Annotated in this window: 20 protein-coding genes; 1 reads left to right on the forward strand and 19 read right to left on the reverse strand. The window is 55.6% G+C overall.

What is annotated here, in order from left to right; genetic code table 11:
• Nucleotides 1-11: 11 nt before the first annotated feature.
• From cydB to sdhC, 10 genes are all read right to left on the reverse strand, one after another.
• Nucleotides 12-1151: a cytochrome d ubiquinol oxidase subunit II gene (cydB, locus tag Q3H59_RS14335; RefSeq protein ID WP_192236625.1), complete on the reverse strand. Its 1140-nt coding sequence runs from the start codon at nucleotides 1149-1151 to the stop codon at nucleotides 12-14.
• Between the two features lie 11 nt (nucleotides 1152-1162).
• Complete coding sequence (gene cydA, locus Q3H59_RS14340; protein WP_101763213.1) at nucleotides 1163-2734, reverse strand: cytochrome ubiquinol oxidase subunit I; 1572 nt, start codon at nucleotides 2732-2734, stop codon at nucleotides 1163-1165.
• Between the two features lie 664 nt (nucleotides 2735-3398).
• On the reverse strand, nucleotides 3399-4274 hold the full coding sequence (gene sucD / locus Q3H59_RS14345; protein WP_110865742.1) for a succinate--CoA ligase subunit alpha: 876 nt from the start codon (nucleotides 4272-4274) through the stop codon (nucleotides 3399-3401).
• On the reverse strand, nucleotides 4274-5449 hold the full coding sequence (sucC, locus tag Q3H59_RS14350) for an ADP-forming succinate--CoA ligase subunit beta (protein ID WP_309835487.1): 1176 nt from the start codon (nucleotides 5447-5449) through the stop codon (nucleotides 4274-4276). Before sucC ends, sucD begins: the two co-directional genes overlap by 1 nt.
• A 60-nt stretch (nucleotides 5450-5509) precedes the next feature.
• Nucleotides 5510-6736: a 2-oxoglutarate dehydrogenase complex dihydrolipoyllysine-residue succinyltransferase gene (odhB, locus tag Q3H59_RS14355; protein ID WP_101763215.1), complete on the reverse strand. Its 1227-nt coding sequence runs from the start codon at nucleotides 6734-6736 to the stop codon at nucleotides 5510-5512.
• 15 nt (nucleotides 6737-6751) lie between these two features.
• Nucleotides 6752-9559, reverse strand: a complete 2808-nt coding sequence (gene sucA, locus Q3H59_RS14360; RefSeq protein ID WP_110865741.1) for a 2-oxoglutarate dehydrogenase E1 component — start codon at nucleotides 9557-9559, stop codon at nucleotides 6752-6754.
• A gap of 207 nt (nucleotides 9560-9766) precedes the next feature.
• Nucleotides 9767-10483 (reverse strand): succinate dehydrogenase iron-sulfur subunit, encoded by a 717-nt coding sequence (locus Q3H59_RS14365; RefSeq protein ID WP_007890649.1) that lies wholly within the window; start codon nucleotides 10481-10483, stop codon nucleotides 9767-9769.
• 14 nt (nucleotides 10484-10497) lie between these two features.
• Nucleotides 10498-12264: a succinate dehydrogenase flavoprotein subunit gene (sdhA, locus tag Q3H59_RS14370; protein WP_101763217.1), complete on the reverse strand. Its 1767-nt coding sequence runs from the start codon at nucleotides 12262-12264 to the stop codon at nucleotides 10498-10500.
• Nucleotides 12265-12612, reverse strand: coding sequence for a succinate dehydrogenase membrane anchor subunit (gene sdhD, locus Q3H59_RS14375; protein WP_049850912.1), 348 nt, complete (start codon nucleotides 12610-12612; stop codon nucleotides 12265-12267). It lies immediately after the preceding gene.
• Nucleotides 12606-12995: a succinate dehydrogenase cytochrome b556 subunit gene (gene sdhC / locus Q3H59_RS14380; protein ID WP_101763218.1), complete on the reverse strand. Its 390-nt coding sequence runs from the start codon at nucleotides 12993-12995 to the stop codon at nucleotides 12606-12608. Before sdhC ends, sdhD begins: the two co-directional genes overlap by 7 nt.
• Before the next feature lie 636 nt (nucleotides 12996-13631).
• On the opposite strand from sdhC, the gene Q3H59_RS14385 reads away from it, so the two are divergent.
• On the forward strand, nucleotides 13632-14915 hold the full coding sequence (locus Q3H59_RS14385; RefSeq protein WP_008107361.1) for a citrate synthase: 1284 nt from the start codon (nucleotides 13632-13634) through the stop codon (nucleotides 14913-14915).
• Between the two features lie 36 nt (nucleotides 14916-14951).
• Here Q3H59_RS14385 and nei read toward each other — a convergent pair whose 3' ends face one another.
• The 9 genes from nei to phrB all read right to left on the reverse strand — a co-directional run bounded on the left by nei (nucleotide 14952) and on the right by phrB (nucleotide 22884).
• The gene (gene nei, locus Q3H59_RS14390; protein ID WP_309835495.1) at nucleotides 14952-15740 is read right to left on the reverse strand and encodes an endonuclease VIII; all 789 of its coding nucleotides are present in this window, start codon (nucleotides 15738-15740) and stop codon (nucleotides 14952-14954) included.
• A gap of 11 nt (nucleotides 15741-15751) precedes the next feature.
• Complete coding sequence (gene pcp, locus Q3H59_RS14395; RefSeq protein WP_101763220.1) at nucleotides 15752-16399, reverse strand: pyroglutamyl-peptidase I; 648 nt, start codon at nucleotides 16397-16399, stop codon at nucleotides 15752-15754.
• 7 nt (nucleotides 16400-16406) lie between these two features.
• Nucleotides 16407-17423 (reverse strand): DUF979 domain-containing protein, encoded by a 1017-nt coding sequence (locus Q3H59_RS14400; protein ID WP_309835497.1) that lies wholly within the window; start codon nucleotides 17421-17423, stop codon nucleotides 16407-16409.
• Entirely contained in the window at nucleotides 17423-18151 is a 729-nt protein-coding gene (locus tag Q3H59_RS14405) for a DUF969 domain-containing protein (protein WP_101763222.1), read from the reverse strand. Before Q3H59_RS14405 ends, Q3H59_RS14400 begins: the two co-directional genes overlap by 1 nt.
• Nucleotides 18152-18210: 59 nt before the next feature.
• On the reverse strand, nucleotides 18211-18948 hold the full coding sequence (gene pxpA, locus Q3H59_RS14410; RefSeq protein ID WP_309835499.1) for a 5-oxoprolinase subunit PxpA: 738 nt from the start codon (nucleotides 18946-18948) through the stop codon (nucleotides 18211-18213).
• Nucleotides 18938-19870, reverse strand: a complete 933-nt coding sequence (gene pxpC, locus Q3H59_RS14415) for a 5-oxoprolinase subunit PxpC (protein WP_309835501.1) — start codon at nucleotides 19868-19870, stop codon at nucleotides 18938-18940. The genes pxpA and pxpC overlap by 11 nt, the downstream gene beginning before the upstream one ends.
• Nucleotides 19864-20520 carry a 5-oxoprolinase subunit PxpB gene (gene pxpB, locus Q3H59_RS14420; RefSeq protein ID WP_309835503.1) on the reverse strand — a complete coding sequence of 219 codons (657 nt, stop codon included), beginning with the start codon at nucleotides 20518-20520 and terminating at the stop codon, nucleotides 19864-19866. Before pxpB ends, pxpC begins: the two co-directional genes overlap by 7 nt.
• A 174-nt stretch (nucleotides 20521-20694) precedes the next feature.
• On the reverse strand, nucleotides 20695-21438 hold the full coding sequence (locus tag Q3H59_RS14425) for a type 2 GTP cyclohydrolase I (protein ID WP_222181643.1): 744 nt from the start codon (nucleotides 21436-21438) through the stop codon (nucleotides 20695-20697).
• Between the two features lie 18 nt (nucleotides 21439-21456).
• The gene (gene phrB / locus Q3H59_RS14430) at nucleotides 21457-22884 is read right to left on the reverse strand and encodes a deoxyribodipyrimidine photo-lyase (protein WP_309835505.1); all 1428 of its coding nucleotides are present in this window, start codon (nucleotides 22882-22884) and stop codon (nucleotides 21457-21459) included.
• Nucleotides 22885-22890 lie beyond the last annotated feature (6 nt).

Genomic DNA, 22890 nt, shown 5'->3' on the forward strand with positions numbered 1-22890 from the left:
AATCTCCTTAATCAGTACAGGGAGTGCGTATTGCTCTCAATGTGTTCTTTGGTGATACGGCCAAACATCTTGTAATAACACCACGCGGTGTACGCCAGGATAATCGGTACAAAGATGATGGCGGCAATGGTCATCACTTTCAGCGTCAGCAGGCTAGACGTGGCATCCCACATGGTCAGGCTGATGCCCGGCACGGTGCTGGATGGCATGATGAAGGGGAACATCGCAATCCCGGCCGTCATGATCACGCAAGCTAAGGTCAATGAAGACGAGATAAACGCCAGAGCGCCCTTCTCGATACGCGAGCAGAGAACGGTCAGCAGCGGCAACACCACGCCCAACAGCGGGAACAGCCACAGCACTGGCATCTGCTCGAAGTTCACCATCCACGCACCGGCTTCACGCACCACATCTTTACCCAACGGGTTGGATGCCGCGTGATGATCGATAACGCTTTTCAGCACATAACCGTCAATGCCGTATTTCACCCACACGCCCGCGAGAATGAAGCACACCATCATTACCAGCGCCGAGATTTGCGCGGTGCTGCGGCTGCGGACGTGCAGTTCACCAGCAGTCCGCATCTGCAGATAGGTTGCGCCCTGCGTCAGGATCATCGCCACACTCACCACACCCGCCAGCAAGCCAAAAGGATTCAGCAGTTGGAAGAAATTGCCGGTATAGAAGAGACGCAGATATTCGTCAGCGTGGAACGGCACCCCTTGCAGCAGGTTGCCGAACGCCACACCAATCACCAGCGGCGGAACAAAGCTGCCGATGAAAATGCCCCAATCCCACATGCCGCGCCAGCGCATATCTTCAATCTTTGAACGGTAATCAAATCCAACCGGACGGAAGAACAGTGAAGCCAGCACCAGAATCATCGCCACGTAGAATCCTGAGAACGCCGCGGCATATACCATTGGCCAGGCGGCAAACAGCGCGCCACCGGCGGTGATCAGCCAAACCTGGTTTCCGTCCCAGTGCGGCGCAATGGTATTAATCATGATGCGACGTTCGGTATCAGTACGACCCAGAATGCGCGTCAGCATACCAACGCCCATATCAAAGCCATCGGTGACCGCGAAACCGATCAGCAACACGCCAATCAGCAGCCACCAGACAAAGCGCAATACTTCGTAATCAAACATGGTCGCTCTCCTTATCCACGCGCCGGCTGAGATGATGTCTTCAGCGTTTCATGATGATAGCGGCCGGTTTTCAGGCTGCTCGGACCGAGGCGCGCGAACTTGAACATCAGGTACATTTCCGCCACAAGGAACAAGGTGTAGAGACCGCAAATCAGCGTCATTGAGAACAGCAGATCGCCGACGGTCAATGAGGAGTTAGCGACCGCGGTTGGCAGCACCTCACCAATTGCCCACGGCTGGCGACCATACTCAGCAACGAACCAACCCGCTTCAATCGCAATCCACGGTAATGGAATGCCGTACAACGCGGCTTTCAGTAACCAGCGAGACTTACCGATGCGGTTACGAATCACGCTCCAGAAGGAGAGCGCAATAATGCCCAGCATCAGCACACCGCCCAGCACCATGATGCGGAAGGCGAAGTACAGTGGCGCAACGCGTGGGATCGAATCCTGTGTCGCTTTCTGAATCTGCTCTTCGCTGGCGTTAGCCACATCCGGCGTATAGCGCTTCAGCAGCAGGCCATAACCGAGATCCTGTTTGCTGGCTTCAAACTGGCTGCGCACCTCAGGATCTTTACTGCCACCACGCAGTTCGTTCAGCAGCGCGTAGGCTTTCATGCCGTTACGAATACGCACTTCATGTTGTGCCAGCAGTTCTTTCAAACCGGTGACCGGCGTATCCACTGAACGCGTGGCGATCAGGCCGAGCAGATACGGAATCTGAATCGCATATTTGTTCTCCTGCGTCTCCTGATCCGGAATACCAAACAGCGTAAATGCAGCCGGAGCCGGTTGGGTTTCCCATTCCGCTTCAATTGCCGCCAGTTTGGTTTTCTGCACGTCACCGATTTCATAACCGGATTCGTCACCCAGTACGATCACTGACAGAATCGCCGCCATACCGAAACTGGCTGCGATGGCGAAAGAGCGTTTAGCGAAAGCAATGTCGCGCCCTTTCAGCAGATACCATGCGCTGATACCAAGGATGAACATCGCGCCCGTGGTGTAACCGGCGGCCACGGTATGGACAAACTTCACCTGCGCAACCGGGTTCAGCACTAGCTCGGAGAAACTCAACATCTCCATACGCATGGTTTCGAAATTGAATTCCGATGCAATGGGGTTTTGCATCCAGCCGTTCGCCACCAGAATCCACAGCGCGGACATGTTCGAACCGAGCGCCACCAGCCAGGTCACCGCAAGGTGTTGCACCTTACCGAGGCGATCCCAGCCGAAGAAGAACAGGCCAACAAAGGTGGATTCGAGGAAGAACGCCATTAAACCTTCGATGGCGAGCGGCGCACCGAAGATATCGCCGACATAGTGTGAATAATATGACCAGTTGGTACCGAACTGGAATTCCATGGTCAGGCCGGTAGCCACGCCGAGTGCAAAGTTAATACCAAACAACTTGCCCCAGAACTTGGTCATATCTTTATAAATTTGTTTACCCGTCAGGACATATACCGTTTCCATGATCGCCAATAAAAACGCCATACCCAGCGTTAATGGCACGAACAGGAAATGGTACATCGCCGTCAGGGCAAACTGTAAACGCGACAGCTCGACAATATCTAACATGATGACTCCTTGCTCCTCGCATGAACTTCCCCTGCGGATGACAACGGCAAACAACAGACATTGACGCGCAGAACAAGATTCAGGAACGACTGATTATTGATTCCAGTTTTGTTACTGATAGAACAGAGAAAGCTGTTGCCCGAAGAGAGCGAGTAACAGTGATAAAATTCCCTTAAAAACCGATCTTTTCAGTCAATTTAAAGCAGGAGTAACACGAGGAGGCGGCAGAATTGATATAACAACGCCTGGCACAAACTCCTGATAAATTATGACGAAGACTGAATTGATGCAGCGCAATTTATACCGGTTAGTCGGCCTTTTGCTAGCGGTAAAGTTTCCTATAAGTCGCCAATTATTGATCTAGATTAAGACAATAAATTTCCGGATATGTAGTGTTAAAGTGGTTGTTAATTAGATGTCACAACATCATCATATTATTAAGAATATAATTACCTTTTCCGCAATTATTTAACCTCATTTTGGAAAGCCGCACGGTAATTGCTTGACAAAAATCCAGCGCCTTTTCCCTTCTTTACCTTGATGACAGAGTAAGCATAGCCGCAATTTTTTGAAGCCGTTGCGCTTTTTTCCCTCTCTTTCAGGCGGGTTATTACCAAAAAAAAAGCCACCCGAAGGTGGCTTTTCATTGTCAGTCTGTATTGGCTTATTTGAGTGGTAAAACCGCTTTAACCGCGTCACCAATGTCTGCCAGGCTGCGTACGGTTTTCACACCGGCCGCTTCCAGCGCAGCAAATTTCTCATCAGCGGTACCTTTACCACCGGCAATGATGGCGCCTGCGTGGCCCATACGTTTGCCTTTCGGTGCAGTCACACCGGCGATGTAGCCGACAACCGGCTTGGTCACATGTGCTTTGATGTAAGCTGCTGCTTCTTCTTCCGCGCTACCACCGATCTCACCGATCATCACGATCGCTTCGGTCTGTGGATCTTCCTGGAACAATTTCAGGATATCGATGAAGTTAGAGCCAGGGATCGGGTCACCACCGATACCTACGCAGGTTGACTGGCCGTAGCCGATGTCAGTGGTCTGCTTAACGGCTTCATAAGTCAGCGTACCTGAACGCGATACGATACCTACGCGGCCTGGCTGGTGAATGTGGCCTGGCATGATACCGATCTTACATTCGCCTGGCGTGATCACGCCTGGGCAGTTCGGGCCGATCATGCGCACGCCAGCTTCATCCAGCTTCACTTTCACGGTCAGCATATCCAGCGTTGGGATACCTTCGGTGATGGTGATGATCAGTTTAATACCCGCATCGATCGCTTCCAGAATACCGTCTTTGCAGAACGGCGCTGGAACGTAAATCACGGTGGCGGTTGCGCCGGTGGCTTCTACTGCTTCACGTACGGTGTTGAACACCGGCAGGCCGAGATGCGTGGTGCCGCCTTTGCCTGGCGTTACACCGCCAACCAGCTGCGTACCGTAAGCCAGCGCCTGCTCAGAGTGGAACGTCCCTTGACCACCGGTGAAACCCTGGCAAATGACTTTGGTGTTTTTGTCGATCAAAATGGACATTATTTACCCTCCGCTGCAGCTACAACACGCTGTGCAGCGTCTGTCAGGCTGGTTGCTGCAATGATGTTCAGACCGCTGTCCGCCAATTTCTTAGCGCCCAGCTCGGCGTTGTTACCTTCCAGACGTACCACAACTGGCACGTTGACACCCACTTCTGCCACGGCACCGATGATGCCGTCTGCGATCAGATCGCAACGCACAATGCCGCCGAAGATGTTAACGAACACAGCTTTCACTGCATCGTCAGACAGGATGATTTTTAGCTTCGTGAAGGCTTCGGTGACGCGCTCTTTGGTTGCGCCGCCGCCAACGTCCAGGAAGTTTGCTGGCTCACCACCGTGATGTTTCACGATGTCCATGGTGCCCATCGCCAGACCGGCGCCGTTCACCATACAGCCGATGTTGCCATCCAGCGCAACATAGTTCAGTTCCCACTGCGTTGCGTGGGCTTCACGTGGATCTTCCTGGCTCGGATCGCGCATTTCACGCAGTTCCGGCTGACGGAACAGTGCGTTACCGTCCGCGCCCAGTTTACCGTCGAGGCAGATCAGATCGCCCTGCTTGGTGATCACCAGCGGGTTAATCTCAACCATCGCCAGATCGCGCTCAAGGAACATGGTCGCCAGGCCCATGAAGATTTTGGTGAACTGGCTAACTTGCTTGCCGGTCAGGCCGAGTTTGAACGCCAACTCGCGCCCCTGATACGGCTGTGGACCCGCTAATGGATCGAGCGCCATCTTGTGGATCAAGTGTGGCGTTTCTTCTGCCACTTTCTCAATCTCAACACCGCCTTCTGTCGAAGCCATGAAGATGACACGACGGGTAGCACGGTCAACAACCGCACCCAGATACAGCTCCTGATCGATATCCGTCGCGGCTTCAACCAGAATCTGGTTTACCGGCTGACCGTGCGCATCAGTTTGATAGGTCACCAGACGTTTGCCCAGCCAGTGTTCAGCAAAAGCACGAATGTCTTCTTTGCTGTTCACCACTTTCACGCCGCCCGCTTTACCGCGGCCACCGGCATGAACCTGACATTTCACTACCCACGGACCTGCGCCAATTTTAGACGCGGCTTCTTCAGCTTCACGTGGCGTGGTGCAGGCGTAGCCTGTCGGTGCTGGCATGCCATAGCGTGCAAACAGCTGCTTCGCCTGGTATTCATGTAAATTCATGATGTTCTATCCATTCAGGTATGAGTTTGGGCGCGCCTTCACACCGCGCGCCCGGCGAAATTAGACGTCCAGCAGCAGGCGAGCTGGATCTTCCAGCATCTCTTTCACCGCCACCAGATAGCCAACGGATTCACGACCATCAATCAAACGGTGATCGTAAGAGAGCGCCAGATACATCATTGGCAGAATCACAACCTGACCATTAACCGCCATTGGGCGATCTTTGATGGCGTGCATGCCGAGAATCGCGCTCTGCGGCGGGTTGATGATTGGCGTAGACATCAGCGAACCAAACACACCACCGTTGGTGATGGTGAAGTTACCGCCGGTCAGCTCTTCAACCGTCAACTTGCCGTCACGGCCTTTCACCGCCAGCTCTTTAATTTTCTTCTCAATGTCGGCCATGCTCAGTGCATCAACATCTTTCAGCACCGGCGTAACCAGACCACGCGGGGTAGAAACCGCAATGCTCACATCGAAATAGTTGTGGTAAACCACATCTTCGCCATCAATAGACGCGTTCACTTCCGGGAAGCGTTTCAGCGCTTCCACTACCGCTTTGATGTAGAAGGACATGAAGCCCAGACGCACGCCGTGACGTTTCTCGAACGCATCGCCGTACTGCTTGCGCAGATCCATGATTGGCTTCATGTTGATTTCGTTGAACGTGGTCAACATCGCGGTGCTGTTTTTCGCTTCCAGCAGACGCTCGGCAACACGCTTACGCAGACGCGTCATCGGTACGCGTTTTTCGCTGCGGTTAGCCACAGCGGCCTGCGGTGCAGCAGCGGCTGGCGCTGCAGCCGGTGCAGCTTTGCCACCGTCAGCTTTCTTCGCCAGATGTTTTTCCACATCTTCACGCGTCAGACGGCCACCAACGCCGGTGCCTTTAATCTGGCTGGCATCGAGGTTGTTTTCAGCAATCAGGCGGCGTACCGCTGGGCTGAGCGCATCGTTGCTCTCTTCTTCCAGCGAAGCGGTCTGGCGCTGTGCCGGTGTAGATTCGTTGCTTTCCGCTTTGGCCGCAGTCTCTTTCCCGCCGCTGTTGCCCTCTTTCAGACGGCCCAGAATCTGACGAGAAGTGACGGTAGCGCCTTCCTCTTCCAGCACGGCTTCCAGGATGCCATCCGCTGAAGCAGGCACTTCCAGAACCACTTTGTCAGTTTCAATCTCTACCAGTACTTCATCGCGGCTCACAGAGTCGCCAGGTTTTTTGTGCCAGGTTGCAACCGTTGCGTCCGCTACGGATTCAGGCAAATCGGGAACGAGAATTTCTACGCTACTCATTTTCTTTCCTTTTTATTAACCAAGGTTCAGCGCGTCATTAACCAGGTCTTGCTGCTGTTTTTGATGTACGGACATGTAGCCCACGGCCGGTGAAGCAGAAGCCGGACGGCCTGCATAACGCAGTGACGCACCAAATGGAACCACTTCGCGGAAATGATGCTGACTGCAATACCATGCGCCCTGATTCAGCGGCTCTTCCTGACACCACACGAAATCCTGCACATGAGCATAGTTTTTCAATACGTCCTGCACGACTTTGTGCGGGAACGGATAGAGTTGTTCGATACGCACGATGGCCACGTCGGTCTGCTCGTTTTTACGACGCTGCTCCAGCAGATCGTAATAAACCTTGCCCGAACACAGCACCACGCGTTTTACCTGTTGTGGATCGAGATCGTCGATCTCACCAATCGCTGGCTGGAAGCTGCCTGTGGCCAACTCTTCCAGGCTGGAAATCGCCAGCGGATGACGCAGCAGTGATTTCGGTGACATGACGATCAGCGGACGGCGCATACCGCGCAGCGCCTGACGACGCAGCATGTGGTAAACCTGCGCTGGCGTAGAAGGCACGCACACCTGCATGTTCTGTTCAGCACAGAGTTGCAGATAACGCTCCAGACGCGCTGAGGAGTGCTCAGGACCCTGACCTTCATAACCGTGCGGTAGCAACATGACCAGGCCACACATACGGCCCCATTTCTGTTCGCCGGAGCTGATGAACTGGTCGATCACGACCTGCGCGCCATTGGCGAAGTCGCCGAACTGCGCTTCCCAGATGGTCAGCACGCGCGGTTCTGCGGTGGCATAACCGTATTCGAAAGCCAGTACCGCTTCTTCAGACAGCACGGAATCCCACACTTTGAACTGACCCTGGCCGTTATGGACATGGTGCAGCGGCGTGTAGGTTGAGCCGTTGGTCTGGTTGTGGATTACCGCATGACGGTGGAAGAAGGTCCCGCGACCGGTATCTTCACCGGAAAGACGCACCGGAATCCCCTCGTCAACCAGCGTGGCGTAGGCGAGGTTTTCTGCACCGCCCCAGTCGAACGCTTTGTTGCCTTCGGCCATCTCTTTGCGATCGTTGTAGATCTTGGCAACGCGAGACTGCACTTCTACCGATTCCGGTACGCTGCTGATGCGGCGCGCCAGTTCCTGCAGGCGTTTCAGTTCCACGGTCGCCGGGTAGCTTTCGTCCCACTCGTGGTTCAGATACGGCGACCAGGTGAATGAGTGCAGGCTCATCGGACGCCACTCTGGCACCACGCATTCGCCTTCATCCAGCGCGTCGCGATAGAGATTGACCATCTCGGTGGCATCTTCGCTGGTCGCTACGCCTTCGCTTTCCAGCTGATCGGCATAGAGTTTACGCGGCGTCGGATGCTTTTTGATTTTCTGGTACATCAACGGCTGCGTTGCACTTGGCTCGTCGGCTTCGTTGTGGCCGTGACGGCGATAGCACACCAGGTCGATGAAGACATCACGTTTAAAGGTGTTGCGATAATCCAGCGCCAGGCGAGTCACAAAGGCTACGGCTTCCGGATCGTCCGCGTTAACGTGGAAAATCGGTGCCAGCACCATCTTGCCGATATCCGTACAGTACGGCGTAGAGCGCGCATCTTTCGGGTTGGAGGTGGTGAAACCAACCTGGTTGTTGATCACGATGCGAACGGTACCGCCCACTTCGTAGCCACGCGCCTGCGACATGTTCAGGGTTTCCTGCACCACGCCCTGACCAATAACAGCGGCATCACCGTGAATGGTGATTGGCAGAACTTTGTTGCTGCTTGGCTCAGCCAGACGATCCAGACGCGCACGCACCGACCCCATCACTACCGGGCTTACGATTTCCAGATGCGACGGGTTGAACGCCAGCGCCAGGTGCACTAAGCCGCCTTCGGTTTCCACGTCAGACGAGAAGCCCATGTGGTACTTCACGTCGCCGGTGCCGAGGTGTTCTTTGTGCTTGCCGGAGAATTCGTCGAACAGATCCTGCGGCTTCTTACCTAATACGTTGATCAGTACGTTGAGACGACCGCGGTGCGCCATACCCAGCACCACTTCGCGCGTACCGCTCTTGCCCGCGTGACGAATCATCTCGCGCAGCATGGGCACCAGTGCATCGCCGCCTTCCAGCGAGAAGCGCTTCGCACCCGGGAATTTTGCACCCAGATATTTTTCCAGGCCTTCTGCCGCGGTCAGCTCTTTCAGGAAACCTTTTTTCTCGTCACTGCTGAAAGACGCGTGGCCCACCACCGATTCCAGACGCTGCTGAATCCAGCGCTTCTCGTCGGTGTTGTTGATGTGCATGTACTCAGCACCAATCGAGCCACAGTAAGTCTGCTGCAGCGCCGCAAACAGATCGGCCAGCTTCATGGTCTCTTTGCCGATAGCAAAAGAGCCTACGTTAAAGCTTTCCTGAAAATCGGCGTCGGTCAGATCGTGATAAGCCGGATCGAGGTCGGCTACCGTGTCCTGTTTCCACAGGCCAAGCGGATCGAGGTTTGCATGCTGATGGCCGCGGAAGCGGAACGCATTAATCAGCTGCAGCACTTTTACCTGTTTGGAGTTGGTTGCCGGATCGGTCACGGTTGATGTGTAACGCGTAGCGTCTTTAGCCAGGCGGCGGAAGTAGTCACGCGTGGTGGAGTGAAATTGCTCAGGTTTCACGCCAGTGCCCGGCAGCTGTTGGAACAGCTCGCGCCACATGTCATCAACTGAGTCAGGATCGGTCAGGAAATCCTCATAGAGCTGCTCTATGTAAGATTGGTTCGCGCCGGCCAGCCAGGAGGAGTCCAGCCAGGGTTTCATCGCGCTGTTCTGCATTGTGATCCCTTAAGCATTAATCTGCTTTTTATGAGGTTTCATTTTTTACCGCTTACGCGGCTTGCCGTAGTGAGTTCAGCGATACGAACCTGTGCGCTACCGGCGCCTGGCTCGTAAGGGAACCTTTATAAGCGTGGTCAGCACCGCGCTTATAGAGGCTTCCGTAAACATCCGGGAACTCAGGTTCCCGGAGAGTGACTTTTTCTGTTACGCCCCGCGTTGCAGCAGCATCGACTTAATATGGCCGATGGCGCGCGTTGGGTTTAGGCCTTTCGGGCACACGCTCACACAGTTCATGATGCTGTGACAGCGGAAAACACTGAAAGCATCGTTGAGATTGTCGAGACGCGCATTGGTTTCCGTGTCGCGGCTGTCGATCAGGAAACGGTAAGCGGCCAGCAGGCCAGCCGGACCGACAAACTTGTCCGGATTCCACCAGAACGACGGGCACGACGTTGAGCAACAGGCGCAGAGAATACACTCATACAAACCGTCCAGATGCTCACGCTCGGCTGGGCTCTGTAAATGCTCGCGCGCCGGTGGATTTTCCCCATTATTCAACAGGAAAGGCTTAATCTTCTCATACTGTGCATAGAATTGTCCCATGTCTACCACGAGGTCGCGGATCACCGGCAAACCTGGCAGTGGACGGATAACAATTTTCTTCGAACCGTTGCCCAGCGCAGAGATCGGCGTGATACACGCCAGACCATTTTTACCGTTCATGTTCAGACCATCTGAACCGCACACGCCTTCACGGCAAGAGCGACGGAAAGCCAGCGTAGGGTCTTTCTCTTTCAGACGGATCAGCGCATCCAACAGCATCATGTCGCGACCATCTTCCGACTCCAGGGTGTACTCCTGCATGCGCGGCTTGGCATCGACTTCCGGGTTGTAACGATAGATTGAAAATTCGAGTCTCATGATGATCTCCGCAATTAGTAGGTACGCGCTTTCGGCGGGAAGGCCGCACGCAGTTTCGGTTGCATGTTCACCTCACGGCGCGTCATGCTTTCCGTCTGCGGAACATAGAGACTGTGGCACAGCCAGTTTTCATCATCGCGGTCCGGGAAGTCGAAGCGGCTATGTGCACCACGGCTTTCGGTACGGAAGTTGGCGGCAACAGCGGTGGCGTAAGCGGTTTCCATCAGGTTATCCAGCTCAAGGCACTCGATACGCTGGGTGTTGAAGTCTGGCGAACGGTCATCAAGACGCGCTGATTTCAGACGCTCACGAATCACTTTCAGCTCTTCCAGACCTTCACGCATCGCATCGCCATCGCGGAACACCGAGAAGTTGTTCTGCATGCAGCGCTGCAGCGCTTTACGGATTTCGACAGGATCTTCACCGGTGGTGTTATTTTCCCAGCGGTTGAAGCGCGCCATCGCTGCATCGATATTTTCCGGCGTGGCTTCACGCAGTTCGCCCTGCTCTTCAATACACTCCAGCAGATGCACACCGGCTGCGCGACCGAACACCACCAGATCGAGCAGCGAGTTGCCGCCGAGGCGGTTAGCGCCATGAACCGATACGCAGGCGATTTCACCGACGGCGAACAGACCCGGAATCACCTCATCCTGGCCCTGCTCATTCACACGCAGCGCCTGGCCGGTCACTTTGGTCGGCACGCCGCCCATCATGTAGTGGCAGGTCGGGATCACCGGAATCGGTTCTTTAATTGGGTCGACGTGGGCAAAGGTACGCGACAGCTCAAGGATGCCCGGCAGACGCGACTCCAGCACTTCGGCACCGAGATGGTCGAGTTTCAGTTTAATGTGCGGACCCCAGGGGCCATCGCAACCGCGACCTTCACGGATTTCCACCATCATCGAACGCGCAACCACATCACGACCCGCCAGATCTTTGGCGTTCGGCGCATAACGTTCCATGAAGCGTTCACCGTGCTTATTCAGCAGGTAACCACCTTCACCACGGCAACCTTCAGTAACCAGCACGCCCGCACCGGCAATACCGGTTGGGTGGAACTGCCACATTTCCATATCCTGCACCGGCACGCCGGCGCGCAGCGCCATGCCAACGCCGTCACCAGTGTTGATGTGGGCGTTAGTGGTGGATTGGTAAATACGGCCCGCGCCGCCGGTCGCCAGAATAGTGGCCTTGGCTTTGAAATAGACGGTTTCGCCGGTTTCCATGCAGATAGCCGTACAGCCGACAATCGCGCCGTCTTCGTTTTTCACCAGATCCAGCGCGTACCATTCGGAGAAGATGGTGGTTTTGTTTTTCAGGTTCTGCTGATACAGCGTATGCAGCAAGGCGTGGCCGGTACGGTCGGCAGCTGCAGCGGTACGTGCCGCCTGCTCACCGCCAAAATTCTTCGACTGACCACCAAACGGACGCTGATACACCCGGCCGTCATCCAGACGGGAGAACGGCAATCCCATGTGTTCCAGTTCCAGAATCGCTTCCGGACCGACATGACACATATATTCGATCGCGTCCTGGTCGCCGATAAAGTCGGAACCTTTGACGGTGTCGTACATGTGCCATTCCCAGTTATCGTCATGGGTGTTACCCAGCGCAACGGTAATACCGCCCTGCGCCGATACGGTATGGGAACGGGTTGGGAATACTTTGGATAACAGGGCACAAGTCTGGCCCGATTGGGAGATTTGCAGAGCGGCGCGCATTCCTGCGCCACCCGCGCCGATCACCACGGCATCAAATTCTCTGACTGGCAAACTCATTTACACACCCCACACAACAACGGTTCCATAAATCGCATATGACAACAGCGCAACCACAATCACAAACTGCAGCAACAAACGGGTTGCAACAGGTTTCACGTAGTCAGTCAGCACCTGCCACATTCCAATCCAGCCGTGGATCAGAATCGAGAACAGCGTCAACATGGTGAACACTTTCGTGAAGGCGGACGAGAAGAAGCCATGCCAGACGTCATACGTCAGCGTGCCTGTCATCACGACAAAACCGAGGATGTAGAGAATATAGAGCGTAATTAAGATTGCAGCAGCACGCAGTAACAGCCAGTCATGGATACCGTTGCGTCCTAATGCAGAAGCATTGCTTACCATACGAGGACTCCAGCCAAAATTGAGAGCACGACAGTGATAACAAAAGCCGCTTGCGCGGAACGGGTTCCCACCTGCAGGGTTTCTGCTGTTACACCAAAATCAGCCAACATATGGCGAATACCGCTCACAGCGTGATACGCCAGCGCAGTTAAAATGCCCCACATGATGAATTTGGCGAAGAAGCTATCCATGATGGATGCCGCTTGCTGGAAACCTTCTGGAGAGGAGAGAGAGAGACCCAGTAACCAGAGCAGAATTCCGAGAGCGACAAAGGTGATCACGCCGGAGACGCGGTGGAGAATGGACGATATTGCAGTAACGGGAAACCGGATCGTCGAGAGATCCAAGTTAACAGGTCTTTGTTTTTTCACGGTTTTGCCCACACAGCTCTTTTTTATTTTGCTTCCTCCGGTCCTGAGTTGCATCAGAGACACAGCGTGTGTTCAGACTGCAACCGCCACCAAAATAGCAACATCCAGTGTTAAATAAAGCGGGTAAAACGCTGGGTGGCTCCTGGTGTCAGGGTGTTCCGGAGACCTGGCCGCAGTATAGGAGGATCACATTCTGATTACAATTCCCCTACAATCTCTTTGGTCACATTTAGGCTGAACAGTGATCACCTTCACGATTTTCACAATTTATACATTTTTAATTATCTGATTTGACAAAGAATCAACATTTCAGTTACAAACAATCGCATTAAAGTCCTATGATGCACAAAAGTTATGGGGATACACTTTCCCCTAAGCTCAAGTTATGTAACATTGCCAATACAAGTAACACAAAGCATCAGGTTATTGGTTACCAAGAAGTTATGTCGTGACAGGAACTTTAACATCCTCGATGTGCAGCATGTCATGCCCCGACGCCACCGAATGGCCCAGTTCAGCATTTACTCTGTAACCCTGCACGACCAACGTTACCGCAGAGTGATGCTGTGAAGATTGTGGTTTTACGTAACAACATGGCTATTCTGGTGTCTAAGATCCTTACCTTAAAGGCGCTATGGAGACGAAATAATGACAGATAAAAAAGTGACGCTAACCCTACAAGATAATACTTCTGTTGAACTGGACGTGATGCAAGGCACGCTGGGACAAGATGTAGTTGATGTCCGCGCCCTTGGCTCACAAGGCCTGTTCACCTTCGATCCCGGCTTCACCTCTACGGCGTCCTGCGAATCTAAAATCACCTTTATTGATGGTGACGAAGGTATTCTGTTACACCGCGGTTTCCCGATTGATCAGCTGGCAACCCACTCTAACTATCTTGAAGTGTGTTACATCCTGTTAAATGGCGAAGCCCCGACCCAAGCCCAGTTTGAAGAGTTCCGCACCACCGTTACCCGCCACACCATGATTCACGAGCAAATCACCCGACTGTTCCACGGCTTCCGCCGCGATTCGCATCCAATGGCAGTAATGTGTGGCGTGACCGGTGCGCTGGCAGCGTTTTATCACGACTCTTTAGACGTCAACATTGAGCGTCACCGTGAAATCGCTGCGTTCCGCCTGCTGTCGAAAATGCCGACCATGGCAGCGATGTGCTACAAGTACTCGATTGGCCAGCCGTTTGTCTATCCGCGCAACGACCTCTCTTATGCCGGTAACTTCCTGCACATGATGTTCGCCACGCCGTGCGAAGAGTACAAAGTGAATCCAGTGCTGGAACGCGCGATGGACCGTATTCTGATTCTGCACGCCGACCATGAGCAGAACGCGTCTACCTCTACCGTGCGTACCGCAGGCTCTTCAGGCGCGAACCCGTTTGCCTGTATCGCCGCCGGTATCGCTTCACTGTGGGGACCGGCGCACGGCGGTGCCAACGAAGCGACACTGCGCATGCTGGAAGAGATCAGCACCGTTGATCACATCCCTGAGTTTGTTAAACGAGCGAAAGATAAGAACGATTCGTTCCGTCTGATGGGCTTCGGCCACCGCGTGTACAAAAACTACGATCCACGTGCCACCGTGATGCGCGATACCTGTCACGAAGTGCTGAACGAACTGGGCATGAAAGATGATCTGCTGGAAGTGGCGATGGAGCTGGAACACATCGCGCTGAACGACCCGTACTTCATCGAGCGTAAACTCTATCCAAACGTCGATTTCTATTCAGGCATCATCCTGAAAGCGATGGGCATTCCGTCTTCCATGTTTACCGTTATCTTCGCCATGGCGCGCACCGTGGGCTGGATTGCACACTGGAAAGAGATGCACGACGAAGGCATGAAAATCGCCCGTCCGCGTCAGCTGTATACCGGTTACACCGAGCGTCCATTCACCTCGGCGCTGGATAAATAAGAGAAAGGCGGCCATCTGGCCGCCTTTTTTATAGCGCTACAACTGGCATCCCGGGCACCAGTAAAACGGCCGCGATGACAGCACGCCCTTCTCAACCACCGCGCCGCACCGCCGACACTTTTTACCCTGCCGATGAAACACCTCGAAGCGAAACGCTGCTTCTTCATGATACTTCTTCATGCTGCCACGCATCTCGTATGACAAACGCGGCACCGCCAGCATCGCCTCACTTAACGCCGTCAGCTGCTGTTCGCTGAGGTCCTGCGCCCGATGCGACGCCAGCAATCCGGCATGCCACAAAATCTCCACGCGCAGATAATTGCCGAGGCCGGCTAAAAAGGCCTGATCAAGCAGCAAGCCGCTGAACTGGCGACGACGAAAACGCGGCGACAGCAAACGCTCGCGCACCTCTTCCACCGTTAAGCTGGCATCCAGCACATCCGGGCCCACGCGCTGCAAAAACGGATGCGCAGCTAAGGTATCAGCGTTGAGCAGCTCAATATCCGAGGCGCTATACAGCAAAATGGTTTTATCCGCCGTTGCGAGCCGAACGCGCAGCTGGCGCGTGGTATTCGGTTGCGTACCGGTTGGCACCACGCGCCACACGCCGTACAGCTGATTGTGGCTGTAGAGCGTCAAACCATTGGAGAAGTGGGTGAGCAGCGCTTTACCGCGCGTTTCGAAGGCGTTGATGGTGGCATCCATCAGCGCAGGTTCGTAGGTTTTCAGCTGTGGAAAGGCAAACCACACATCGGTAAGGGGTTTGCCGACCATTGCCTCTGCCAGCTGATCCGCCGCGCGGCGGATCTCCGGTCCCTCAGGCATAACAACTCCTTTTAATGCGTAGCGCCACCGACGACGCGGATATCATTTTCGGTACTCAGGATCACCTGCAGCGAGGTTTCCAGCGCCTGAATCACGCTTGCAGTCGCCATGCTGGCCACGCCGGGATGGTGCACCGCTTGTTCCGGCATATACGGGATATGAACGAAACCGCCGCGCGCCTTGCTGTTGGTGGTGTGGATCCAGTGCAGCAGGCTGTACATCACGTGGTTACAGGTGAAGGTGCCGGCGGTTTGCGATACCGAGGCCGGCACACCCACTTCACGCAGCGCGGCAACCATCGCTTTGATCGGCAGCGTGGAGAAATAAGCCGCCGGGCCATCCGCCTCGATGGGCTGATCGATCGGTTGCTGCTGGTTGTTATCCGGTATGCGCGCGTCATCCACGTTAATCGCAACGCGTTCAACGGTAATATCGGCGCGGCCGCCGGCTTGCCCGACGCACAACACGCGGTCGGGTTGAATCTCCTCCAGCGCGCGCGTCAGCACTTCACCGCAAGTGGCAAATACCACCGGCAGCTGGCGTACCACAATGCGTGCACCGGCGATCTCTTTGCCGTCGAAGGTGCGCACCGCTTCCCACGAAGGGTTGATGTTTTCGCCACCAAAAGGCTCAAACGCCGTCATTAACACCGTTTTCATCGCAACCTCACAAGAACATCAGGAAGTAGAGCAGGAAAATATTCACTACCAACAGTAGCACACCGGTTGGCACCTGAGCCTTGATCACCGCGTTGCGGTCCGGCAGCTCCAGCAGGCGCGCCGGCACGATGTTGAAGTTGGCCGCCATTGGCGTCATCAACGTGCCGCAATAGCCGGAGAACATCCCAATCGCCGCCATTACCGCCGGATTGCCGCCGTGCTGCAGCACCAGAATCGGAATACCGATGCCGGCGGTGACAATCGGGAAGGCAGCAAACGCATTGCCCATCACCATGGTCAGCAATGCCATGCCACCCGCATACACCGCGACGGCAATCAGGCGATTATCTACCGCCAGATACTGTTCGGTGAGATGCGAAATTGCCGTGCCGACACCGGCGCTGGTGAACAACAGGCCAAGCGTGGCCAGAATCTGCGGCAGAATAAACGCCCAACCGACCGCATCCAGCAGGCGACGGGTTTCCTGCATCGACTGCAGCGGCTTTTCATGGGTGATTTTCAATGCGATCAGCCAGCCCAGCAGGCAGCCAATCATCATGGAGAACAGCGTCACCAGCGTGGCGTGATTGCCGGGACCAAACACCGTATCCTGCAAACCGGGAATATGGTTAAACGCCAGCACGCCAATCACCGTCACCAGTGGAATCGCCAGCGCTGGCAAGAACAGTTTGTTGTGCAGACGTTTAGCACTTTCCTGTTTCTGCTCATCGCTGCGCTGATGATAACGCCCCAGACGCACGCCGCCGAAACCGGCAATCAGCGCCATCAACACCACGGCCACACCCACGCCGATATGCAACCAGCGGCTGCCCAGTTCCGCATCGCCCGCCCAATGCTCCATCAGTTGATAAGCACCGTCGCCAATCAGGAAAATCAGGCCGTAGAGCGCCCAGAACAGACCGGTGGTAAAACGGCGCGGGTTAGCGCTGTCACGCCATGAAAGCACGGCAACCACCAGCAGGATCACCCCTGCCAGCCACATCAAATATTGTTGCTGGAACATTACTTCGCTCCTTTGGCGTTCAGCGCCTGCTGGTTCAACGCGCCCAATTCACGCGACAGCTGGCGATCGAGACGCACCAGACGAGCTGAATGAATGAGGAAAGCACAGAGCGCGGTAGGAATGCCCCACAGCGCGATATGCAGCGGTTCGGTGCTGATACCGGCAGATTCCTGCATAAAGTTATGCATGAAGATAATCGCGCCAAAGGCAACGAAGATATCCTCGCCAAAGAACAGACCGACGTTATCGGTCGCTGCAGACATGGCGCGCAGACGATGGCGCACGTCTGGCGGGACATCACCGTAGCGGTTTTCTGTGGCACCTTCGGCCATCGGCGCCAGCAGCGGACGCACCATCTGCGGATGCCCGCCCAAGCTGGTTAAGCCCAGCGCGGCGGTGGCTTCACGCACAAACAGGTAGACGATCAGCAAGCGGCCGGCGGTGGCGGTTTTGATCTGCGCGATCCAGCTTTGCGCCCGCTCTTTCAGGCCATGACGCTCCAGCAAACCGATAACAGCCAGCGGCAGCAGCAGAATCAGCGGCAGGTTACGCGTATTGAGGAAGCCAGAGCCGAGTTTTTCCAGAATGTCAGCCAGCGGCAGATGCGCTGCCAACCCGGTGACGAAGCCCGCCACAATCACCACCAGCACCGGGTTAAAGCGCAGCACAAAACCCAGAATGATGGCGGCAATGCCTAGCAGCGGCCAGAGGTTTACCACGTTATCCATGTTGTTCCCTTATGTGAAAAGACAAAGCCCGGCGTGATGCCGGGCAATGAGTAAAAACGTTATGCGCTGGTGACCGCAATCTGACTGGTCGCAAATGCCGCGCGCAGCGTGCGGGCGAACTGCAGCGCATGTGCGCCATCACCGTGTAAACAGACGGTTTCGGCGTTAACCTTGACCCATTCTCCGCTGATGCTCTGCACCTGACGCTGCTGCACCATCGCCAGCGTTTGCGCCAGCGCCTGATCGGCATCTTCAATCATCGCTTGCCGCTGGCTGCGTGGCACTAACGCCCCGCTCGCCAGATAGCCGCGATCGGCAAACACCTCTTCGCGGGTGCGCAGACCATGATGCGCCGCCGCCGCAATCGACGCGCTGCCCGCCAATCCGACCAGAATCAATCCGCTATCCACGGCTTTTACCGCGCGCGCGATGGCATCCGCCAGTTGCGGATCGCCCGCCGCCTGGTTGTACAGCATGCCGTGCGGCTTGACGTGTACCAGCCGTTCGCCTTCGCTCTCGGCAATGCTTTTCAGCGCACCAATCTGGTAGATCATCTGCGCATACACCGTTTCCGGCGGCAGCTGCATAGCGGTACGGCCAAAGTTTTCCCGATCGGGGAAACTCGGATGCGCGCCAATCGCCACGCCAGACGCTTTCGCCCAGCGCACCGATTGCAGCATGGTTTGCGCATCACCAGCGTGGAAGCCGCAGGCGATATTGGCTGAACTCACCAGCGTCAGCAGCTCCCGATCGCTGGCGCTGCCTTCGCCGAGATCGGCGTTAAGATCAATCTTCATGGGCCAATCCCCAGGCTATTTGGTCGAAGGAACGTTGTTGATGCTGTTTGGCGTGTATCGCGTCTTCCAGCGTGCAGTGGATAAAGTGAATCGGTTCGCCGAGACGAATTTGCGCCAGATGATAGAGATCGGCTTCGATGATGCAGGCAATGCGCGGATAGCCGCCGGTGGTTTGTGCATCCGCCATCAACACAATCGGCTGGCCATTGGGCGGCACTTGTACCACGCCGGGCACTAAACCGTGCGACAGCAAATCGCGCGTCGCATCGCGATGCAGTTGACGTCCCTGCAGGCGATAACCCATGCGGTTACTTTGCGGACTGAGCTTCCACGGGCTGCGCCAGAAACCCTGCTGCGCCTCACGCGAGAACTCGTTATATTCCGGGCCCGCTAAGGCGCGGATGCGGTTGCCCCACAGCAGTTGACGCACGCCAGCTTTATCTTTGAAGTCGCGCGTCGGTTTACCCAACGGCAGCTCGTCGCCATCCTGCAGTTTACGTCCCTGCCAGCCGCCAAACGCTGCCTTGAGATCGGTACTGACCGAACCGAGCATGTCCGGCACGGCAAAACCACCGTTGACCGCCAGATAACTGCGCATGCCGCGCGTTGGCGTTGCCAGCGTCAGCACCTGCCCTTTTTTCACCGGCAGACGCCAGCCGGTCCAGACCGGTTTGCCGTCCAGATCGGCATTGCAGCCCGCGCCCGTCAATGCAAACCAGCCATCACGGGTAAACTGCGTTTTAAATTGTCCCAGCACGATTTCCAGCACCGCGCTCTGCTCGGGGTTACCCACCAGCATATTGGCGGTGCGCATTGCCGGTTGATCGAGCGCGCCGCCCACGCTGATGCCATATTGGCGAAAGCCGTTGCGGCCGTGATCTTGTAGCGAGGTCATCATGCCCGCGCGGAGAATTTTCAACATACGCCCTCCTGCTGCGGCACAAAACGCACGCTATCGCCGGGGCGTAACAGTGTCGGCGGATGCTGAAGCGGGTCGAACAGGCTGAGCGGCGTATGACCAATCAGTTGCCAGCCGCCGGGCGCGGCTAATGGATAGATGCCGGTTTGGCTGCCGCCGATGCCCACCGAGCCGCTCGGCACCAGCACGCGCGGTTCAGCGCGGCGTGGCGTGTGTAAACGCTCATCCAGGCCGCCGAGATAAGGGAAACCAGGTTGGAAGCCGATGAAATAGACCACATAATCGATGCTGCTGTGCAGTTCTACCGCTTGCCTGGCCGTCATGTTGGCGCGCTCCGCCACCTCCTGCAGATCCGGCCCGCCTGCGCCGCCGTACACAACTGGAATCTCGACGCGGCGCGATTCCGGCAGCTGCGCTTCGCTCTCTTCCCACCAACGCTGCAAACGCTCAATCGCGTCCAATGCATTGCGTTGCGGATCGTGCAGCAGCAACGTCAGGTTGTTCATGCCAGGAATCACTTCCTCAACCTGCTCGTTTTGCTGCAGTCGCTGACACAATCCCCAGATGCGCTGCTGGCTGGTCAACGAAACCGGTGGCTCCAGTTCCAGCACCACCGCGCGCTCACCTAGCAGATAACAACGTGCTCGTTGCAAAAACAACCTCCTGGTAAAAGTCTTACATGTCGCAGAACGAATGTTGCAGGATCGCCATTCATAGCGAACGAACTTCTCGTTTATGCGTAAAAGCCATAAGTTATGCGAAAGTGACAGAGATGTGTCAACAGATTTGCGCCCTTAACGCAGGTTAAGGGCGTGAGAGGGGAGAAATCAGGCCGGATTGTCGATGTCGATAAAGGTCACATCAAGGCCATGATGGGCAGCTAACCATTCACCCAGCGCCTTGATGCCGCCGCGTTCGGTCGCGTGGTGTCCGGCGGCATAGAAGTGCAAACCTTGTTCGCGCGCGCTGTGGATGGTTTGCTCGGAGACTTCGCCGGTAATAAAGGCATCGACGCCAAAGGCTGCCGCGCTATCGATAAAGCCCTGACCGCCGCCGCTGCACCAGGCAACGCGCTTGATCAATGCCGGCGCGTTATCACCACAGTGCAGCGGTGTGCGACCTAAACGTTGAGCAATTTTTTCCGCCAGCGCCGCGCCACTCAGTGGTTGTGCCAGCTCGCCCCACGGCACCAGCGGCTGAATCTCGCCTTTCACTGCAATATCAAACAGACGCGCCAGCTGCGCGTTATTACCCAACTCCGGATGGGCATCCAGCGGCAGATGCCAGCCATACAAATTGATATCATTGGCCAGCAGCGTGCGCAGACGCTGGCGCTTCATGCCTTTAATCACCGGCGCTTCGCTTTTCCAGAAGTAACCGTGATGCACCAGCACCGCATCGGCATTGCGCTTCACCGCCTCGTCCAGCAGCGCCTGACACGCGGTTACGCCAGTGATGATGGTTTTCACCTCGGCGCGCCCTTCCACCTGCAAACCGTTCGGCGCGTAGTCGCTGAAGGCGCTGTTATTCAGCTGCTGGTTAACGATCTGTTCTAACTCGACATTATTCATTACGGCTCCCTGACCGCCTCAAGCCGCGCTGCGGGCGCGCTCAAAGGCGTCTAGTGTCTTTTTACGTGCGTCCTTATGTTCCACGATTGGCGCGGGATAATCGAGTTTGTTGTTATTTTTCTGCGCCCACACTTGCGGCTGATGGATATCGCTGTCGGGCACGTCGCTGAGTTCCGGCAGCCACTGACGAATAAACTCGCCCTGTTTATCGAAGCGCTCGCCCTGCGTGGTGGGATTGAAGATACGAAAATAGGGCGCGGCATCGGTGCCAGTTGACGCGGCCCACTGCCAGCCGCCATTGTTGGCGGCCAGATCGCCATCGATCAGCTGCTGCATGAAATAACGCTCGCCTTCACGCCAGTCGATCAGCAGATCCTTCACCAGGAAACTGGCGGTAATCATGCGCAAGCGATTATGCATCCAGCCGAGCGTGTTGAGCTGGCGCATCGCCGCATCAACAATCGGATAGCCGGTTTTGCCCTGTTGCCAGGCTGTGAGATGTGCGTCGTTTTGCTGCCAATCCACGTTGCGCGTCCAGTCGACAAACGGCTGATGCTTACACAGCGCCGGAAACGCCACCATTAGATGACGATAGAATTCACGCCAGATCAGTTCGTTCAGCCAGGTAAAGGCCTTGCCCTCGTTGAGCGCATCGGGATGCTCTTTGAGCACGCGATGAAGACATTGGCGCGGCGACAGTACGCCAGTGGTCAAATAAACCGATAAGCGGCTGGTGCCGTCAATGGCCGGTAAATCACGCTGATCCGGATAATGCTGCACCGCCTGTTTAGCGAAGTGGCGCAGCTGTTTTAACGCCGCCTCTTCTCCCGCCGGGAACAGGCTTTCATCAAAGGCTTCACAAGGATAATCAAAAGCGGGAATCTTCTTTTTAATACTGATGGGCGCACCATCACGCGCTTTCGGTGCCTGATGGCACTCCGGTAAGCCCTGATGTAAACGACGAACAAAGGCTTTGCTGAACGGCGTGAACACTTTGAACATGGTGTTGCTGCCGGTTTGCACGCTGCCCGGCGGCAACAGCAAGCTGTCATCGAATCCCTGACATACTACGCCCTGCGCATCCAGACGTTTCTCCGCCTGCGCATCGCGTTCACGCTCGTTGATTTCGTACTGGTAGTTGTAGAACAGCGCATCAACCCGTTGCTGCTGGCAAAATTTCGCCAGATATTCAATCGAAGCGGCAAAGTCATCGCACTGATGGAAATGCAGAGGAATGCCGCGTTCAGCCAGTGACTTCTGCAACAAGCTGAGATTTTGCTGGATGAACGCCGCCTGCTTTGGCGCCATATGGTGTTGCTGCCACTGCTGTGGTGTAGCGATAAACAGCGCAATCACTTTGGCCTGGCTATCGCGGCAGGCAGCGGCCAGCGCCATGTTGTCATTGATGCGCAGATCGTTGCGCAGCCAAACCAAATGGGTGGTCATAAAGCC

The organism is Pantoea sp. SORGH_AS_0659, assembly GCF_031453915.1.
Lineage (GTDB): Bacteria > Pseudomonadota > Gammaproteobacteria > Enterobacterales > Enterobacteriaceae > Pantoea > Pantoea leporis.